Source organism: Paenibacillus albicereus (assembly GCF_012676905.1).
GTDB lineage: Bacteria > Bacillota > Bacilli > Paenibacillales > Paenibacillaceae > Paenibacillus_O > Paenibacillus_O albicereus.
The window spans coordinates 4,600,222-4,614,267 of record NZ_CP051428.1 but is presented as its reverse complement, the minus strand read 5'-3'; the positions used below and the strand labels follow the sequence as shown (position 1 = coordinate 4,614,267).

General features: G+C 66.2%; 12 protein-coding genes. 6 read left to right on the top strand and 6 right to left on the bottom strand.

The window, feature by feature from the left end; all coding sequences use genetic code 11:
• Window positions 1–16 precede the first annotated feature (16 nt).
• The 3 genes from HGI30_RS20680 to HGI30_RS20670 all read left to right on the top strand — a co-directional run bounded on the left by HGI30_RS20680 (window position 17) and on the right by HGI30_RS20670 (window position 2,854).
• On the top strand, window positions 17–469 hold the full coding sequence (locus HGI30_RS20680) for a flavodoxin (protein WP_168909234.1): 453 nt from the start codon (window positions 17–19) through the stop codon (window positions 467–469).
• A 1,120-nt stretch (window positions 470–1,589) separates the two neighbouring features.
• Window positions 1,590–2,213, top strand: a complete 624-nt coding sequence (locus HGI30_RS20675; RefSeq protein ID WP_168909233.1) for a deoxynucleoside kinase — start codon at window positions 1,590–1,592, stop codon at window positions 2,211–2,213.
• Window positions 2,210–2,854, top strand: coding sequence for a deoxynucleoside kinase (locus HGI30_RS20670; protein ID WP_168909232.1), 645 nt, complete (start codon window positions 2,210–2,212; stop codon window positions 2,852–2,854). Before HGI30_RS20675 ends, HGI30_RS20670 begins: the two co-directional genes overlap by 4 nt.
• Before the next feature lie 109 nt (window positions 2,855–2,963).
• Here the strand turns inward: HGI30_RS20670 and HGI30_RS20665 are convergent, their stop codons facing one another.
• Window positions 2,964–3,335 carry a hypothetical protein gene (locus HGI30_RS20665; RefSeq protein ID WP_168909231.1) on the bottom strand — a complete coding sequence of 124 codons (372 nt, stop codon included), beginning with the start codon at window positions 3,333–3,335 and terminating at the stop codon, window positions 2,964–2,966.
• Between the two features lie 132 nt (window positions 3,336–3,467).
• Between HGI30_RS20665 and HGI30_RS20660 the strand changes: the two genes are divergently transcribed.
• Window positions 3,468–4,736, top strand: coding sequence for a sialidase family protein (locus tag HGI30_RS20660; protein WP_206109965.1), 1,269 nt, complete (start codon window positions 3,468–3,470; stop codon window positions 4,734–4,736).
• Window positions 4,737–4,742: 6 nt separating this feature from the next.
• Here HGI30_RS20660 and rsgA read toward each other — a convergent pair whose 3' ends face one another.
• Together rsgA and HGI30_RS20650 are read right to left on the bottom strand one after the other, a co-directional pair.
• On the bottom strand, window positions 4,743–5,804 hold the full coding sequence (gene rsgA, locus HGI30_RS20655) for a ribosome small subunit-dependent GTPase A (RefSeq protein ID WP_168910018.1): 1,062 nt from the start codon (window positions 5,802–5,804) through the stop codon (window positions 4,743–4,745).
• A 632-nt stretch (window positions 5,805–6,436) separates the two neighbouring features.
• Window positions 6,437–7,765: a hypothetical protein gene (locus HGI30_RS20650; protein WP_168909230.1), complete on the bottom strand. Its 1,329-nt coding sequence runs from the start codon at window positions 7,763–7,765 to the stop codon at window positions 6,437–6,439.
• A gap of 247 nt (window positions 7,766–8,012) precedes the next feature.
• On the opposite strand from HGI30_RS20650, the gene HGI30_RS23070 reads away from it, so the two are divergent.
• Window positions 8,013–11,675: a glycoside hydrolase family 3 C-terminal domain-containing protein gene (locus HGI30_RS23070; RefSeq protein WP_206109963.1), complete on the top strand. Its 3,663-nt coding sequence runs from the start codon at window positions 8,013–8,015 to the stop codon at window positions 11,673–11,675.
• Between the two features lie 4 nt (window positions 11,676–11,679).
• A complete protein-coding gene (locus HGI30_RS20630; RefSeq protein WP_168909229.1) occupies window positions 11,680–11,850 on the top strand; it encodes a hypothetical protein in 171 nt (56 codons plus the stop codon).
• 172 nt (window positions 11,851–12,022) lie between these two features.
• Here the strand turns inward: HGI30_RS20630 and HGI30_RS20625 are convergent, their stop codons facing one another.
• The 3 genes from HGI30_RS20625 to HGI30_RS20620 form a co-directional block, all read right to left on the bottom strand.
• Window positions 12,023–12,316 carry a DUF3817 domain-containing protein gene (locus tag HGI30_RS20625; RefSeq protein ID WP_168909228.1) on the bottom strand — a complete coding sequence of 98 codons (294 nt, stop codon included), beginning with the start codon at window positions 12,314–12,316 and terminating at the stop codon, window positions 12,023–12,025.
• Window positions 12,317–12,768: 452 nt separating this feature from the next.
• Entirely contained in the window at window positions 12,769–12,846 is a 78-nt protein-coding gene (locus HGI30_RS23390; RefSeq protein WP_228551919.1) for a putative holin-like toxin, read from the bottom strand.
• A 101-nt stretch (window positions 12,847–12,947) separates the two neighbouring features.
• Window positions 12,948–14,030, bottom strand: coding sequence for an AraC family transcriptional regulator (locus HGI30_RS20620; protein ID WP_235680222.1), 1,083 nt, complete (start codon window positions 14,028–14,030; stop codon window positions 12,948–12,950).
• Between the last annotated feature and the right edge of the window lie 16 nt (window positions 14,031–14,046).

The window sequence follows — 14,046 nt, the reverse complement described above, 5'->3', positions numbered from 1 at the left end:
AGGGAGGAGCGGGGAGATGGAGAAGATCATTCTGGTCTGCTGCAGCATGACCGGCAATACGGAGGAGATGGCCGACGCGATCGCGGAGGGCGCTCGGGCGGCTGGCGCGCAGCTGACCGTGAGGGACATCATGGACGCGGAGGCAGCGGAGCTGGAGCAGTACGACGGCATTTTCATCGGGGCATATACTTGGGGCGAGGGCGACCTGCCGGACGAGAGCCTGGATCTGTACGAAGGGCTCGATGCGGTGGATCTGGCGGGCAAGACGGCGATGGCGTTCGGCTCGGGCGACACGTCGTACGACATCTACTGTGGAGCGGTCGACCAGTTCGAGGCCAAGCTGGCCGAGCGCGGAGCGAATATTATGGCGCCTGGCTTCAAGGTCGAGTTCAATCCGTCCGAGGACGAAAAGGAGCGGCTGCGCGAGCTGGGCCGCCGCATGGCGGAGCTGCAGGTGGGGGCGGTCTGACGGATTGACTAGCCCTCTGGAAGAAGAATTTAAAGCAGGCCGGAAGGAGCGACGGACGCTCCTCCGGCCTGCTTCTGTTTGCGGCGAAGCCGGGCGGTGCCTCGGCCGATTCGCCTTGTTCCGCCCGACCGGCCCGACCGGCCCGACCGGCAACCTCTTGCCCCTTCGTCGCACGACCAGACGCCGAGTACGTCGCATGAAGGAAGTTTGGACCCCTTCAACGCATGCCCGCACGCCGAGTACGTCGCATGAAGGAAGTCCGGACCCCTTCAACGCACGACCCCACGCCGAGTACGTCGCATGAAGGAAGTTTGAACCCCTTTAACGCACGACCCCACGCCGAGTACGTCGCATGAAGGAAGTTTGAACCCCTTCAACGCACGACCCGACGCCGAGTACGTCGCATGAAGGAAGTCCGGACCCCTTCATCGCACGACCCCACGCAGAGTACGTCGCATGAAGGAAGTCCGGACCCCTTCATGGCACGACCGCATGCAGAGTACGTCGCATGAAGGAAGTCCGGACCCCTTCATCGCACGACCGCTCGCCGAGCAAGCCGGCTGAAGGAAGTCCGGCCCCCTTCAACGCATGCCCGCACGCCGAGTACGTCGCATGAAGGAAGTCCGGACCCCTTGGTCGCACGACCCGACGCCGAGTACGTCGCATGAAGGAAGTCCGGACCCCTTCATCGCACGACCCCACGCCGAGTACGTCGCATGAAGGAAGCCCGGACCCCTTCATCGCACGACCCCACGCCGAGTACGTCGCATGAAGGAAGTCCGGACCCCTTCATCGCACGACCCCACGCCGAGCAAGTCGGCTGAAGGAAGTCCGGACCCCTCCAACGGGGAAACCGCACGCGGAAAAACCGTGCGCACCAGCGCCTTCGCCGGCGAAGCCTCTCTCCGCACGAAACAGTCGTGCGGGGAGCCTCGGCTCCATCCCGCTCTTTCCGCCGCCGCGGAGCGGCAACTTTTTTTAACCGGATGTGAAAAAGGCCGTTCTCCTAATCCCCCGGAGCGGCTATAATCAAGCAGTGCGTCTTCGGGCCGCCACATGCGGAGGGCCCGGACGCAGAGGACCGGTTGCCGGTCCCGCATTCAAGGGGGAAGCAGCTACGATGAGTCACGCGCCATATATCGCCGTCGAGGGGCCGATCGGGGCCGGCAAGACGACGCTCGCCACGATGCTGGCCGAAGCGTGGGGATACCCGCTGGTCAAGGAGATCGTCGAGGAGAATCCGTTTCTGGACAAATTCTATCAGGACATGGACGACTGGAGCTTCCAGCTGGAGATGTTCTTCCTGTGCAACCGCTACAAGCAGCTCGAGGACGCCGTCATCCCGAGGCTGGCCGGCGGCCAGGCGATCGTCTCGGACTACCATATCTACAAGAACCTCATCTTCAGCGAGCGCACGCTGAAGGGCGTCAAGCGCGACAAGTACCGCCACATCTACCACGTGCTCACCGACGACCTGCCCAAGCCGAACGTCATCGTCTACATCCGCGCCAGCCTCGACGTGCTGCTGGAGCGCATCGCGAAGCGCGGCCGCTCGTTCGAGGAGGAGATGTCCACGGCCTACCTGCAGCAGCTGATCGAGGATTACGAGACGGCGATGAGCCAGCTGGCCGAGCGCGAGCCGGATACGATCATCCTGCCGGTCGACGGCGACGCCGTCGACTTCGTCGCCGACCGCAGCGAGTTCGACAAGATCGTCGCGCGCGTAAAGGAGTGCATCCGATGAGCGCCAACCCCTACGGCATCCCGCAAAATGCCGTCATCACCGTCGCGGGCACGGTCGGCGTCGGCAAGTCGACGCTGACCGCGGCGCTGGCGCAGCGGCTCGGCTTCCGCACGTCGCTGGAGAAGGTCGACTTCAACCCGTACCTGGAGAAGTTCTACCACGACTTCGAGCGCTGGAGCTTCCACCTGCAGATCTATTTCCTGGCCGAACGGTTCAAGGAGCAGAAGAAGATGTTCGAGCTCGGCGGCGGCTTCGTGCAGGACCGCTCGATCTACGAGGACACGGGCATCTTCGCCAAGATGCACGCCGACCAGGGCACGATGTCGCCGGTCGACTACGAGACGTATACGAGCTTGTACGAGGCGATGGTCATGACGCCGTACTTCCCGCATCCGGACGTCCTGCTCTACATCGAGGGCAGCCTGCCGTCCATCCTTGCCCGCATCGCCGAGCGCGGCCGGGAGATGGAGATCCAGACCGACGTCTCTTATTGGGAGCATATGCACGAGCGGTATGCCGCATGGATCGACGGCTTCACCGCTTGTCCGGTGCTGCGCCTGAACATCGACGAGTACGACGCCAACGATCCGGCCTCGACCGCCGACATCCTGACGCGGATCGGCCGCGTCATCGGCGGCTGAGCCGCGGCTTTCGACGGACGGCTTCCGGCCGCGACCGTGCCGCCCAATCCAAAAGGACCTCAATCGTCGCCCCGTGGCGGCTGATTGAGGTCCTTTTCTTGCTGCCCGATCAGGTCGGGACGAGCGCGGGAATCATCGTCATTTTCGCTTGCGGAAAGCCCTGCTCGGTGACCAGATTGCCGAACTCGTCCAATCCGTAGGTCGAGTAGACCGGATTCGCCAGCACGGCGCTGTTGTCGAGCTGCACCTCGTAGGCGATGTTGCCCGCGATCGTGAACGTCCGGATGTCCGCCGCATAACCCGCCACCGCGAACGACGACACGTAGATCGGAGTCAGCGTCAGCGTCGTCGGAGAGACGGCGAAAATCTTCAGCGTCACGGTCGCCGCTCCGGCTGCCGCGTTGCGGGTGTTGACGACGATCGTCGTCGCCGCGGTGCCCGTCGCGCGCGTATTGGTGACGAGCCCTGTCGTGTAGGCCATGTCCATTCCTCCTCTTGTCCGTTTCTCCTACTCTATGAAAAAGGAACGCCATTCGAACCGGGCAAGCGAGCAAACCCGCACCTGCACAGGCAGGCCGTCTTCGACTGGCGTATGGTAGAACATACCGATTCGATGGATTCGAAAGGAGAATGGACCCTGGCCAATTTCAACTTCAACGTGACGCCTCCCGGCACCAATCCGAAGTTCGAGCCTTCCGTCGCCGTCAATCTGCTGAATCCTTCGATCATGGTCGCGACGGCGACGGATACGACCTCCGGAGTTCCGCAGATCGGGCTTTACCGCTCGCTGAACGGAGGCGCCACCTGGAGCAATGCGCTGCTGCCGCTTCCGGCCGGCTTCACCGGCGCGGAGGCCGCGGTCGTAGGCTATGCGTTTCCAAGCACGTTCTACGTCTCGGCCCACGTCTTTCCCGGAGCGAGCGACGGCACCACCTATCTCTACAAGTCGATCGACAACGGCGCGACGTTCGCCCCTCCCGTGCTGATCGCCCCGGGCTACGGCACCTACATCAACAACGACGAGACGAACACGATCGTCGACACCGCCCAGTCGAGCCCTTATCTCGGCAACGTCTACGTCACCTACAACCACCAGTTCAACGTGGCCAACAACGGCAACTCCGTCGCGTTCCTGAACCGCTCGCGGGACGGAGGGGCGACCTGGGACCAGCCCGTGCTGCTGTCCAGCGACGCCGACCAGGTGGAGCGTCCGGACGCGGCGGTCGACCTGGTCGGAAACGTATGCGCCGGGTGGATCACCGTCAATCCGACCTACCGCTTCGTCATTCGCGTTTCCTCCGACGGGGCGACGACCTTCCGGGCTCCGGTCACGGTGAGCACGATCGTGCCGGTGCCGACGGTGCTTCCGGTGACGGGATACGCCTTCCGCGTCCTGACGTTCGCCAACCTGTCCGCCGACCGCTCCATCGGACCCTACACGGGAAACATCTACGCCGTTTGGCAGGACTTCCGCCAGGGCTACTCGAACATCTTCATGAGCATCTCCACGGATACGGGCACGACCTGGTCGGCTCCCGTCAGCATTACCGGCGCGCCCGCGGGCTCGCAGAATTTCTTCCCGGCCATCGACGTCGACCCGTTGACCGGCTGCGTCAACATCATCTACTACAGCAATCAAGTGAACGGCTTCGACCTGGACGTCTACGTCGCCCGGTCGATCAACGGCGGACAGTCGTTCACCAACACCCGCATCACGGACGTGTCGTTCAATCCGAACGGCACGAGCCCGACGCCCGTGCCGCTCATCGGGGACTACATCGACATCGTCTCCGTGCCGCCCGGAGGCTACATCGGCATCTGGACGAATACGAGCAACTCCCTGTACATCGTCGCCGGGTATTCCAACAACGTCATTACGTGAAAAAGGTCAGTCCCACTGCTGCGCCGCTTCCTTGCCGGAGCGGCGCTCCTGCTTGCGGCGCTGCTTGTTCTGGGCGGGAGGCAGGCTCTTGCGCGCCGCGGCCTGCTCCTTGCGGGCGATGCGCGCCAGCTCGCGGCCCGTCTTGAGGTAGTTCTCGTAGCGCCCGGCGTCCAGCTCTCCGCTGGCGAGGGCGCTTTTGATCGCGCAGCCCTGCTCGCGCCGGCCATGCGTGCAGTCGCCGAAGCGGCACTGCGAGGCGAGCTCCTCGATGTCGGCAAAGGCGCCGGCGTGAGCGGACGACGAGCCGCCCTCGTCCCACAGCTGCAGCTCGCGCATGCCTGGCGTATCCATGAGCAGCGCGCCGCCCGGCAGGCGGAACAGCTCGCGATGCGTCGTCGTATGGCGGCCGCGGTCGTCGCCCTCGCGCACGCCCTGCACGCGCTGCGCGCCTTGGCCCGCCAGCTCGTTGAGCAGCGTCGACTTGCCGACGCCGGAGGAGCCGGCGACCGCGATCGTGCGCCCCGGCTGCAGGTAAGGCCGCAGCTGCTCGAGCCCTTGGCCGAGCTGCGCGCTGACCGCGTGCACGGGGACGCCGGGGGCGGCGAGCTCGACCTCGCGCGTCAGCGCTTCGGGATCGTCGGCGAGATCGGCCTTCGTCAGCAGCACGACCGGCGTCGCGCCGCTGTCCCATGCCGCCACGAGATAGCGCTCGATTCGCCGCAGGTTGAAGTCATGGTTCAGCGCCATCGTCAGGAACAGGATGTCGACGTTGGCGGCGACGACCTGGCCCTCCTGGACCTGGCCCGCTTCCTTGCGGATGAGCGCCGAGCGGCGCTCCAGCAGCGCGTGGATGCTGGCGCGGGAGCTGTCGCCGGGCTTCGGCACGGAGGCGAGCACCCAGTCGCCGACGGCCGGGTAGGCGGTGCGCGACGCCGCGCCGTGCGCGTAGCGCCCGGTCACTTCGGCGAGATGCTCGCCGTCCGCCGCCGCGAGCCGGTACAGATGGGAGAACTGCGCGACGATGCGAGCCGGCTGCAGGCCGGCGGTGGACAAGCCGCCGGCCTGCAGCCGATCGGCCGCTGCGGCGAGCGGCTCTTGCCAGGAGGCGTTCCAGCCGAGCGTCTGGAGGGCTTTTTCGTTCCGGACCGAGAGGCCGGGGGCGGACTCGGTTTCGTCGGTGCGGTTCGGTTCGAACGTTTCCTTCGGTCCGAGCGGTCCGCCCGGCTCGTGGGGAAGGGAGGCTTTTTTGTCATGCGATGGGGTCAAGGGAATCTCTCCTTATCGAATGGGAATGAAAAAAGCCCGCAGCGGCCGGAAGGCCGGTCTGCGGACCGATTGGGGGAGGCGACGGAGCGGGCGAGCGGCGCCGCCTGCCTGCGGAGATCGCGGACGGGGCGCGGCTGCACGGCCGGAAGCCAAGCAAAAAGCCGCAGGAGACGTCGGTCTCCTGCGGCTCATGCGGGGCATGGCGTCAAGCAGGCAGCCTCGGCCCGGATCGGGCGGAAGGCGGCCTGGCCTGCGTCATGCGGCAAGCTCCGTAGAGACCGGCATAGGGACAATCGACGACAAGCGCGCAGCGATGACAGTCACCATAGAACATCGGCCTCCTTGATTTGAGATAGGTCCAGTATAGCTTCCGGGAGATCGGCGGAGCAAGGTAGAGAACGGGTATAGCGGATTGCGGCCGCGTGCGCGTCTGTTCAGTCCGCGCTCGGCGGCAGCCAGTCGATCCGCTCGACGGCGAGGCCGATCCGCTGCAGCAGCGCGGAGCTGACGTACAGGCGGTCGGCGAGCAGCAGGCTCGATTCGCTGTCGGCGCGGACCGTGCCGGCAGGGCCGGTCAGCTCGAACCAATTGCCGATGCCGGTCGTGCCGGGGATTTGGTGCGCTTCGACCTGGAGGCCGGCGGCGTCGATCAGCTCGCGGGCAGGCAGCAGCGTGCGGCCGCCGCGGATGAAGGCGAACGGCAGGTCGACGCCGATGCCGGGAGCGAGAACGGCGCGGGCGACGGGCTGCACGTCGAGCTTCGTCGCGGTCACCGGCAGCTCCTGCGGCTGCAGGTCGGCCGGGGGCATCGCTTTGCCGAGGTCGGAGGGGCTGAGGTAGGGAGCGGCTGGCGCTGCATCGGACCGGATTCGTTGAATCTCTCCCGATGCGGGAGGGCGCAGCGAGTCCGATGCCAGATCAAGAATCGCGGCCGGGCGGTCCGGCTTGTTGTAGCGGACGACGGCCTTGCCGGCCTTGGCGTCGTAGGCGTCCAGTCTCGCGTAGACGAGATGCTTGCGATTGCCTGTGTCCGGATCCAGACGGAACACTTCGTACTGCTTGGCTTGTTCGCTGTACGCCTGGACCAGCTGGCCGCCATCCGGCAGGAGATGGAAACGGCTTCTCCATGTCGACGACCCGACTTCCCTCACCAGGCCTCCCGGCGTGCGGTAGAAAGACAGAAACCATGGCCTATAAGAGTAGCCCTCTTCCGTTCGATACGAAGTCGCGTAGCTCCGGATTTCGGCGATGCCCCGGTCCCCCTGGCTGAACGCCGCCCGGACGATGGCCCGGTCCTCGTCGGGAAGGTAGGAGGCTATCAACGGCGTAGCCCCGCCATACGTGCCGGGCAGGATGAGCATGGCCCCGATGCCGTCGTAGCCGCTCCAGATGATCTGAATGCCTTTCTCGAGCGCATGCCAGGATTCGTCCTTGTCTTGATAGATATGGACGCTCTCATAACGGGTGTCCGAATCGCTCCGGAAGGCGGTGAAATAGGAGCGTCCGCTCTTTTCATCGTAAAAAAGGCGATGGAAGCTCCAGCCATGCGGAACGGAAGCTTCCGTTGAGGAGGAAGCCGCAAGGCTCGCTGTGGCATCCGGGAGGGAGGTCGGGCCGGACGTGGATTCCAAGAGCTCGACTCCGGCCGGGCCGGCCCCCTCGGGCAAGGAGGCGGATGCGCTCGCGGCTGCGGCCGGCGTGGCGGCCATCAGGGCTGCCAGCAGCAATGATGCCGCCCGAGCGGGCAGCAAACGGTTCTTCATGGTCAAGACTCCTTTTCTAGAACAATGGGATTCATGGAAGATAACGGAATTTATATGGTTCAACGTTTGGACGTGCTTGCTCGAAAAAGGTTGCGGGGCAGGAATGGGATCTCTGATTTCTATCTGAAAACGGCTGCGAATGTGCGGGTGCCGGATGAAATGAAAACGCTTTATGATAAAGCCAGTCTTCTTTTGCCTTGCTTCTGCAGGACAAGGAAAATCCGGACGCAACGAAGGAGTGCCGAGCATGAGCGCGAACACGAGCACGGACACGAACGCCACAACGAGCCCGAACGCCGAAGCGGCGGGGACGCTTGATTTTTACAACCATGAGCTGCCGCTGGGAGAAAGGGTCGCGGACCTCGTCTCGCGGCTGACGCTGGAGGAGAAGATCGGGCAGATGCCGCAGTATCAGGAGGAGGTGCCGCGGCTCGGCCTAGCCAAGTACAAGCATGGCACGGAGGGCGCGCACGGCATCGCCTGGCTCGGGGAGGCGACGGTGTTCCCGCAGCCGATCGGGCTCGCGTCCACTTGGGACGATGCGCTGCTGCGGCAGGTCGGCGAGGCGATCGGCACCGAGGCGAGGGTATTCTACCAGCGCGATCCGGAGCGCAACGGGCTGACGATCTGGGCGCCGACGGTCGACATGGAGCGCGACGCCCGCTGGGGCCGGACGGAGGAGGCGTACGGCGAGGACCCGCTGCTGGCGGGCAAGCTGACGGCGGCGCTCGCGCGCGGCATGCAGGGAGACGACCCGGCGTACTTGCGCGCGGTGGCGACGCTGAAGCATTTCTACGCCAACAACAACGAGCTCCATCGCGGCTTCGGCTCCGCCAGCATCGACGCGCGCAGCAAGCGCGAGTATTACCTCAAGGTGTTCGAGCTGGCGTTCAAGGAAGGCGGCGCGAAGTCGATGATGACCGCCTACAACAGCGTCAACGGCGTGCCGGCGAACCTGCTGGACGACATCGAGGGCATCGTTCGGGGCGAGTGGGGCATGGACGGCTTCGTCGTGAGCGATGCGGGCGACGTGCTCGGCACCGTGCATGAGCATAAGCACGTCGACTCGTACGCGGAGGCGGTCGCGCTCTCCATCCGGGCGGGCATCGACAGCATCACGGACGACGCGGAGACGGTCAAGCGCGCCATCCGCGACGCGCTGGAGCAGGGCTTGCTGGAGGAGGCCGACCTCGACCGCGCGCTGGCGCGGACGTTCTCCGTGCGGATGCGTCTGGGCGAGTTCGATCCGCCGGGGCTGAATCCGTACGAGAACGTGCCGGTGGCGATGGTCGGCGCGCCCGAGCACGCGGCCTTGTCGCGCCTCGCGGCGGAAAAGTCGGTCGTGCTGCTGCGCAACGAGCCGGCCGGCAAGGGAGGCGCGGCTGCTGAAGCGGCCGGCCGAGCCGCCGGAGCGGAAGGACGCGCGGCCGGTGCGGAAGGCGCGGAAGGGGCGATTGGCCGCGCGGCTGAAGCGGCGCTTGGCCAGGCGGGAGCGGGCGCCTCGGCCGCAAGCTGCGCGTCTGCCGCAGGCGAGCCGCCGCTGCTGCCGCTCGCGCCGCAGGGACGGATCGCCGTCATCGGGCCGCTGGCCGACGAGGCGTTCACGGACTGGTACAGCGGCACGCCGCCGTACCGGAGCACGCCGCTGGCCGGCATCCGGGAGCGGCTGGCCGGAGCGGGCGAAGCGTCGTATGCGTCCGGCGGCAGCAAGCTGCGTTTGCGCAGCCTGTCGACCGGCCGCTATGTGGGGCGCGGCCCGGTGCTGACGGCGGACGCGGCAGCGCCGGAGGAGGCCGAAGTATTCGAGGCGACCGATTGGGGCTACGGCAGCTGGACGCTGCGCGCCGGATCGAGCGGCAAGCTCGTCACCGACGCCGAGGACGGGCTGACCGCAAGCGCGGACGAGGCGCGCGGCTGGTTCGTCAAGGAGGTGTTCCGGCTGGAGGATGTCCGGGCGGGCTCGGCAGGCGGGGGGCAGGCGCCGAGAGTTGCTGGAGAGCCGGATGGTGCAGAGCTTGCAGGGGCGGGAGGCGGCCGAGAGCGGGAAGGCGCGAAGTTTGCAGGGGCGGGAGGCGACGGTGAGCGGGAAGACGCGGAGCTTGCAGCGGCGGGAGGCGACGGTGAGCGGGAGGGCGCGGAGCTTGCAGGGACGGGAGGCGGCCGAGAGCGGGAAGGCGCGGAGCTTGCAGCGGCGGGAGCCAGCTTGTCCGGGACGGCTGCGGACATCCATCGCGTCGAGGAGAACGAGGCCGGTCTTCGGCGGGTCATCGAGCTGCGCACCTGGGACGGCACGCCGGTCGGCCTGCTGGCGGACGGGCGGCTCATGCCGGCGGAGCTTGCGCCGGCGGCGGAGGTCAACGCTGGCGATGCGGCCAACCCGGACGCCGCCGCCGAGGCGGAGCGCGCCGAGCGGCTGCGGCAGCGCCGCAAGCCGGCGCACGCGGAGCGGTTCCTCGTCGAGCTTGTCGAGGACGGCATCGAGACGGCCGCGCGGCTGGCCGCTGCGTCGGATGCGGCGGTCGTCGTTGTCGGCAATCAGCCTTTCATCAATGGCAAGGAGGATGCGGACCGCCCCGGACTCGCGCTGGCGAAAGCCCAGCAGGAGCTGGTCCGCGCCGTGCTGCGTGCCAATCCGCGCACGGCCGTGCTGCTCGTGAGCAGCTATCCGTTCGCGCTGGAGGGCATCGAGCAGGAAGTGCCGGCGATCCTGCAGGTATGCCATGCGTCGCAGGAGCTCGGCCGCGCGGCGGCCGCCGCGATCTTCGGCGACTTCAGTCCGGCGGGACGGCTGCCGATGACGTGGCCGGCGACGGAGCAGGGGATGCCGTCGATCCTGGACTACGACATCATCCGCAGCGGCCGGACCTACCATTATGGAGACATCCCGGTGCTGTATCCGTTCGGACACGGCCTGTCGTACGCGACGTTCCGCTATGGGGAGCTGATTGTAGATCGGGAGGCGCTGGCGGCGGGCGAGGCGGCGACGGTGCGGCTGGACATCACGAATGAGAGCGGATCGGAAGCCGACGAGGTCGTGCAGCTGTATGCCCGCATCGAAGGCTCGGCCGTCGAGCGGCCGAAGCGGCAGCTGGTCGGCTTCCAGCGGCTGCGGCTGGCCGCAGGGGAGACGGTGACGGCGGAGTTCCGCGTCGAGGCATCGCAGCTGGCCGTCTGGGATTCGGCGGCAGACCGCTGGGCGTTCGAAAGCGGCGTCTGCCGCCTGCTCGCCGGCGCGAGCTCGGCGGACATCCGCGCCGAGGCCGAGCTGCGGCTCGACGGCGAGCCGCTGTCCGTCCGGCAGCTCGGCAATTGGACGGCGGCCTCGTCCTATGACGAGGCGCGCGGGCTCGCCATCGACGCCTGCCGCGACGGCGGCGACAGCGTTCGGCCGGCAGCGTCGGCCGTGCTTGCGGAGGCCGGGAACGGCGCCGACGCTGCGGGTGATAGCGGGGGTGCAGGCTTAGGCGAGGCGACAGGAGCGGGCGCTGGCGGCGCGCGGAGCTGGGCGCGGTACGAGCGCGGCTCGCTGCCGGCGGGGCCGAGCCGTTTCGAAGCGCGCGTGTCCGGCGCGGGAGGCGGCAGCATCGAGCTGCGCCTCGGCGGCCCGGACGGCGAGCTGCTCGCAACCTGCGACGTGCCGCGCACCGGCGGTCCGCAGGCGTGGACGACCGTCGCGGCGCCGCTGGCGCTGCCGGCGGGCTTCGTCGCTACGGCCAAGCAGAACGGCGGCTGGCTCGATTTGCCCGGTGAAAAGACGGAGCATGCAGTCGCGGAAATCGCTCAAGCAGAAGCCTCTCCCGATGCAACCGCGCCGACTGGCGATGCTGCCGCAACTCCGCTCACGCTTCTGCTGCGCGGGGAGATCGGCTTGGCGCGCTTCCGCATCGTTTCGGAACAGCGGGACCGGTAGCTCCATGTTCCTGAAAATTAAAATCCAAGGCACAAAAGGGCCTTGGATGCTCGGAACCGGGCAGGAAGAGCAAATCCAAGGCACAAAAGGGCCTTGGATGCTCGGAATGGGGCAGGAAGAGCAAATCCAAGGCACAAAAGGGCCTTGGACGCTTGGAACCGGGCAGAAAGAGTAAATCCAAGGCACAAAAGGGCCTTGGATGCTTGGAACCGGGCAGAAAGAGTAAATCCAAGGCACAAAAGGGCCTTGGATGGGGAAGCGGCGGAGAACTTAAATGGGACGAGAAGAGGTTGCCCCCTCCTCGTCCCATTTGGGCGTTCCGATGTTTTGTAGAATTCACCCGGTCTTTAAGCCGGATCGCGCTTGATGCGGGCATCGAGCCAGAACGTGCCGAACGGCACGAACGACAGCAGCACCGCCAAGACGACGCGGCCGAGCTTCCAGCGGGCGGAGATCGTGGCGAGCAGCAGCGCGATCATATACAGCACGAACAGTCCGCCGTGGGCGGCGCCGACGATCGTGACGGGCAAGCCCCAGCCGCCCAAGTATTTGATCGGCATGGCGATGAACAGCAGGATCAGAAAAGACCAGCCTTCCAGCAACGCGATGAACCGGAAGCGGCCGACAGCCGTTTTAAGCATGGGAACCTCCTTGGATAATGAAGACGATAAGACAGCGGCCGGCTGCAAGCCCAGAGGCGGATCGGCCCTGGCATGGCCGCCGACAGACGGCCCTTGTCCGTGTAACGCCTGAGGCGAGCTGCGGTTTCGCTTTCTCGGCCGCTAGATGTGACAACTCTGGGACAGTTGCGGCGGGATGGAGATGAAGAAATTCGCTCAAGCAGAAGTGCGGAGGCGAATGACTCGAGCTTCTTCGTAGGGTCGGGCAAGCCTGAAATCGGCCTAGAAATCGGCTTAGATCGCGGCCTTGCTGGTATAAAAAGGGTGTGGTAGGCTTAAAAATAGATAGAGGCCCCGGTGTTGTCGCACCAGGACCTCCGGGAAATGGCTTCCGCATGAAGAGCGGCGGCTTGCCCCCGTAAGTGTCAGCAGTAACAAAATAGACCGCTTACCTTTTCAGGGGTGTGGGCGGTCTACTTCTTTTTCAGGTACGTGAGCAGCGCCAACAGGAACATCCCGAACATGAACATGAGGGATAACGCCTGAAACACTTCCACGAATAGCCCTTAATGCCTATGCGCATTTCTTGAATCAACTATACCAATATTTGCTAGGGTGAAAAGCGAACACAGGAAAAGAAATACAGGATAAGCTACTTCTGCCCGTTGCGCCGTCGGAATGCCGACGGCGTTTCTTTGAGCTGCCGCTGGAACTGGCGCACGAAGTAGCTGATGTTGTCGAAGCCGCATTCCAGCGCGATGTCGGCGATGCGCAGCTCTGTCCGGCGAAGACGCTCGGCGGCGCGGCGCACCCGCAGCGCGTTGAGGTAGGCGATCGGCGTCTGGCCGGTCATTTCACGGAAGAAGCGGCTGAAATGCCCTTCGCTCATGGCGGCTAGTCCGGCCAGCTCGGCGATGCGGATCGGGCGTCCGTAATGCTCCTGCAGATGCGAGATGACCCGCTTGAGCCGCTCGACCTTGGACGCGTCCGCCGCCTCCGCGCTCGCCGGACCGCCGTCCGCGCCGGCGCGCCGGTCCTCCGCCGCGCCGAGCGCGTGCGTCCCGGCTAGCATGAGCAGCAGCCGGCCTTTCACCGCCGCCTCCCAGCCGGGCGGCCGCTCGCGGCACGCCTGCCGCAGCAGCGCGAGCTCGCCGAGCAGCAGCGCGCCCGCCGGCTCCTCCGGCCGCGCATGCCGTGGGAACAGCGCGCGCCGCTCCAGCAGCGGCAGCACGACCCGCTCCTCCACGGCGTCGAATGCCGCGCCCGACAGCAGCGCGCCATGGAAGACGAGCGCGAAGAAGCGGCAGCCGGCGCGCCCGCTCGCATGGGCGGCATGCAGCTCCCCGCTGGGCACGAACGCCGCCTCGCCCGCCTGCAGCAGCAGGCTTTCCGTGCCGATCTGCAGCAGCGTCTCCCCCTCGGCGACGTACAGCCACTCCATCTCCTCATGCCAGTGCGCCTCGATCACATGCTCGCCTGGACCGTACCGATACTCGTAGCTGCCGAACAGCCGGCGCGCCTCGTTGTGGTGGCGGGCCTCCCGCAGGCGCTCGAAGCGCTCCTTGCGCTCGGCGCTTCCTGCTGCAGAGCCAAACGGCTCGCCTTGCGCCGAATCCGCCTCTCCCGTCGAAGCCCCGTCTCTCATCGAATCCGCCTCTCCCGTCGAAGCCCCGTCTCTCATCGAATCCGCCTCTCCCGTCGAAGCCCCGTCTCGCGCCAAGCCCCCGTCTCTCATCGAATCCGCCTCTCCC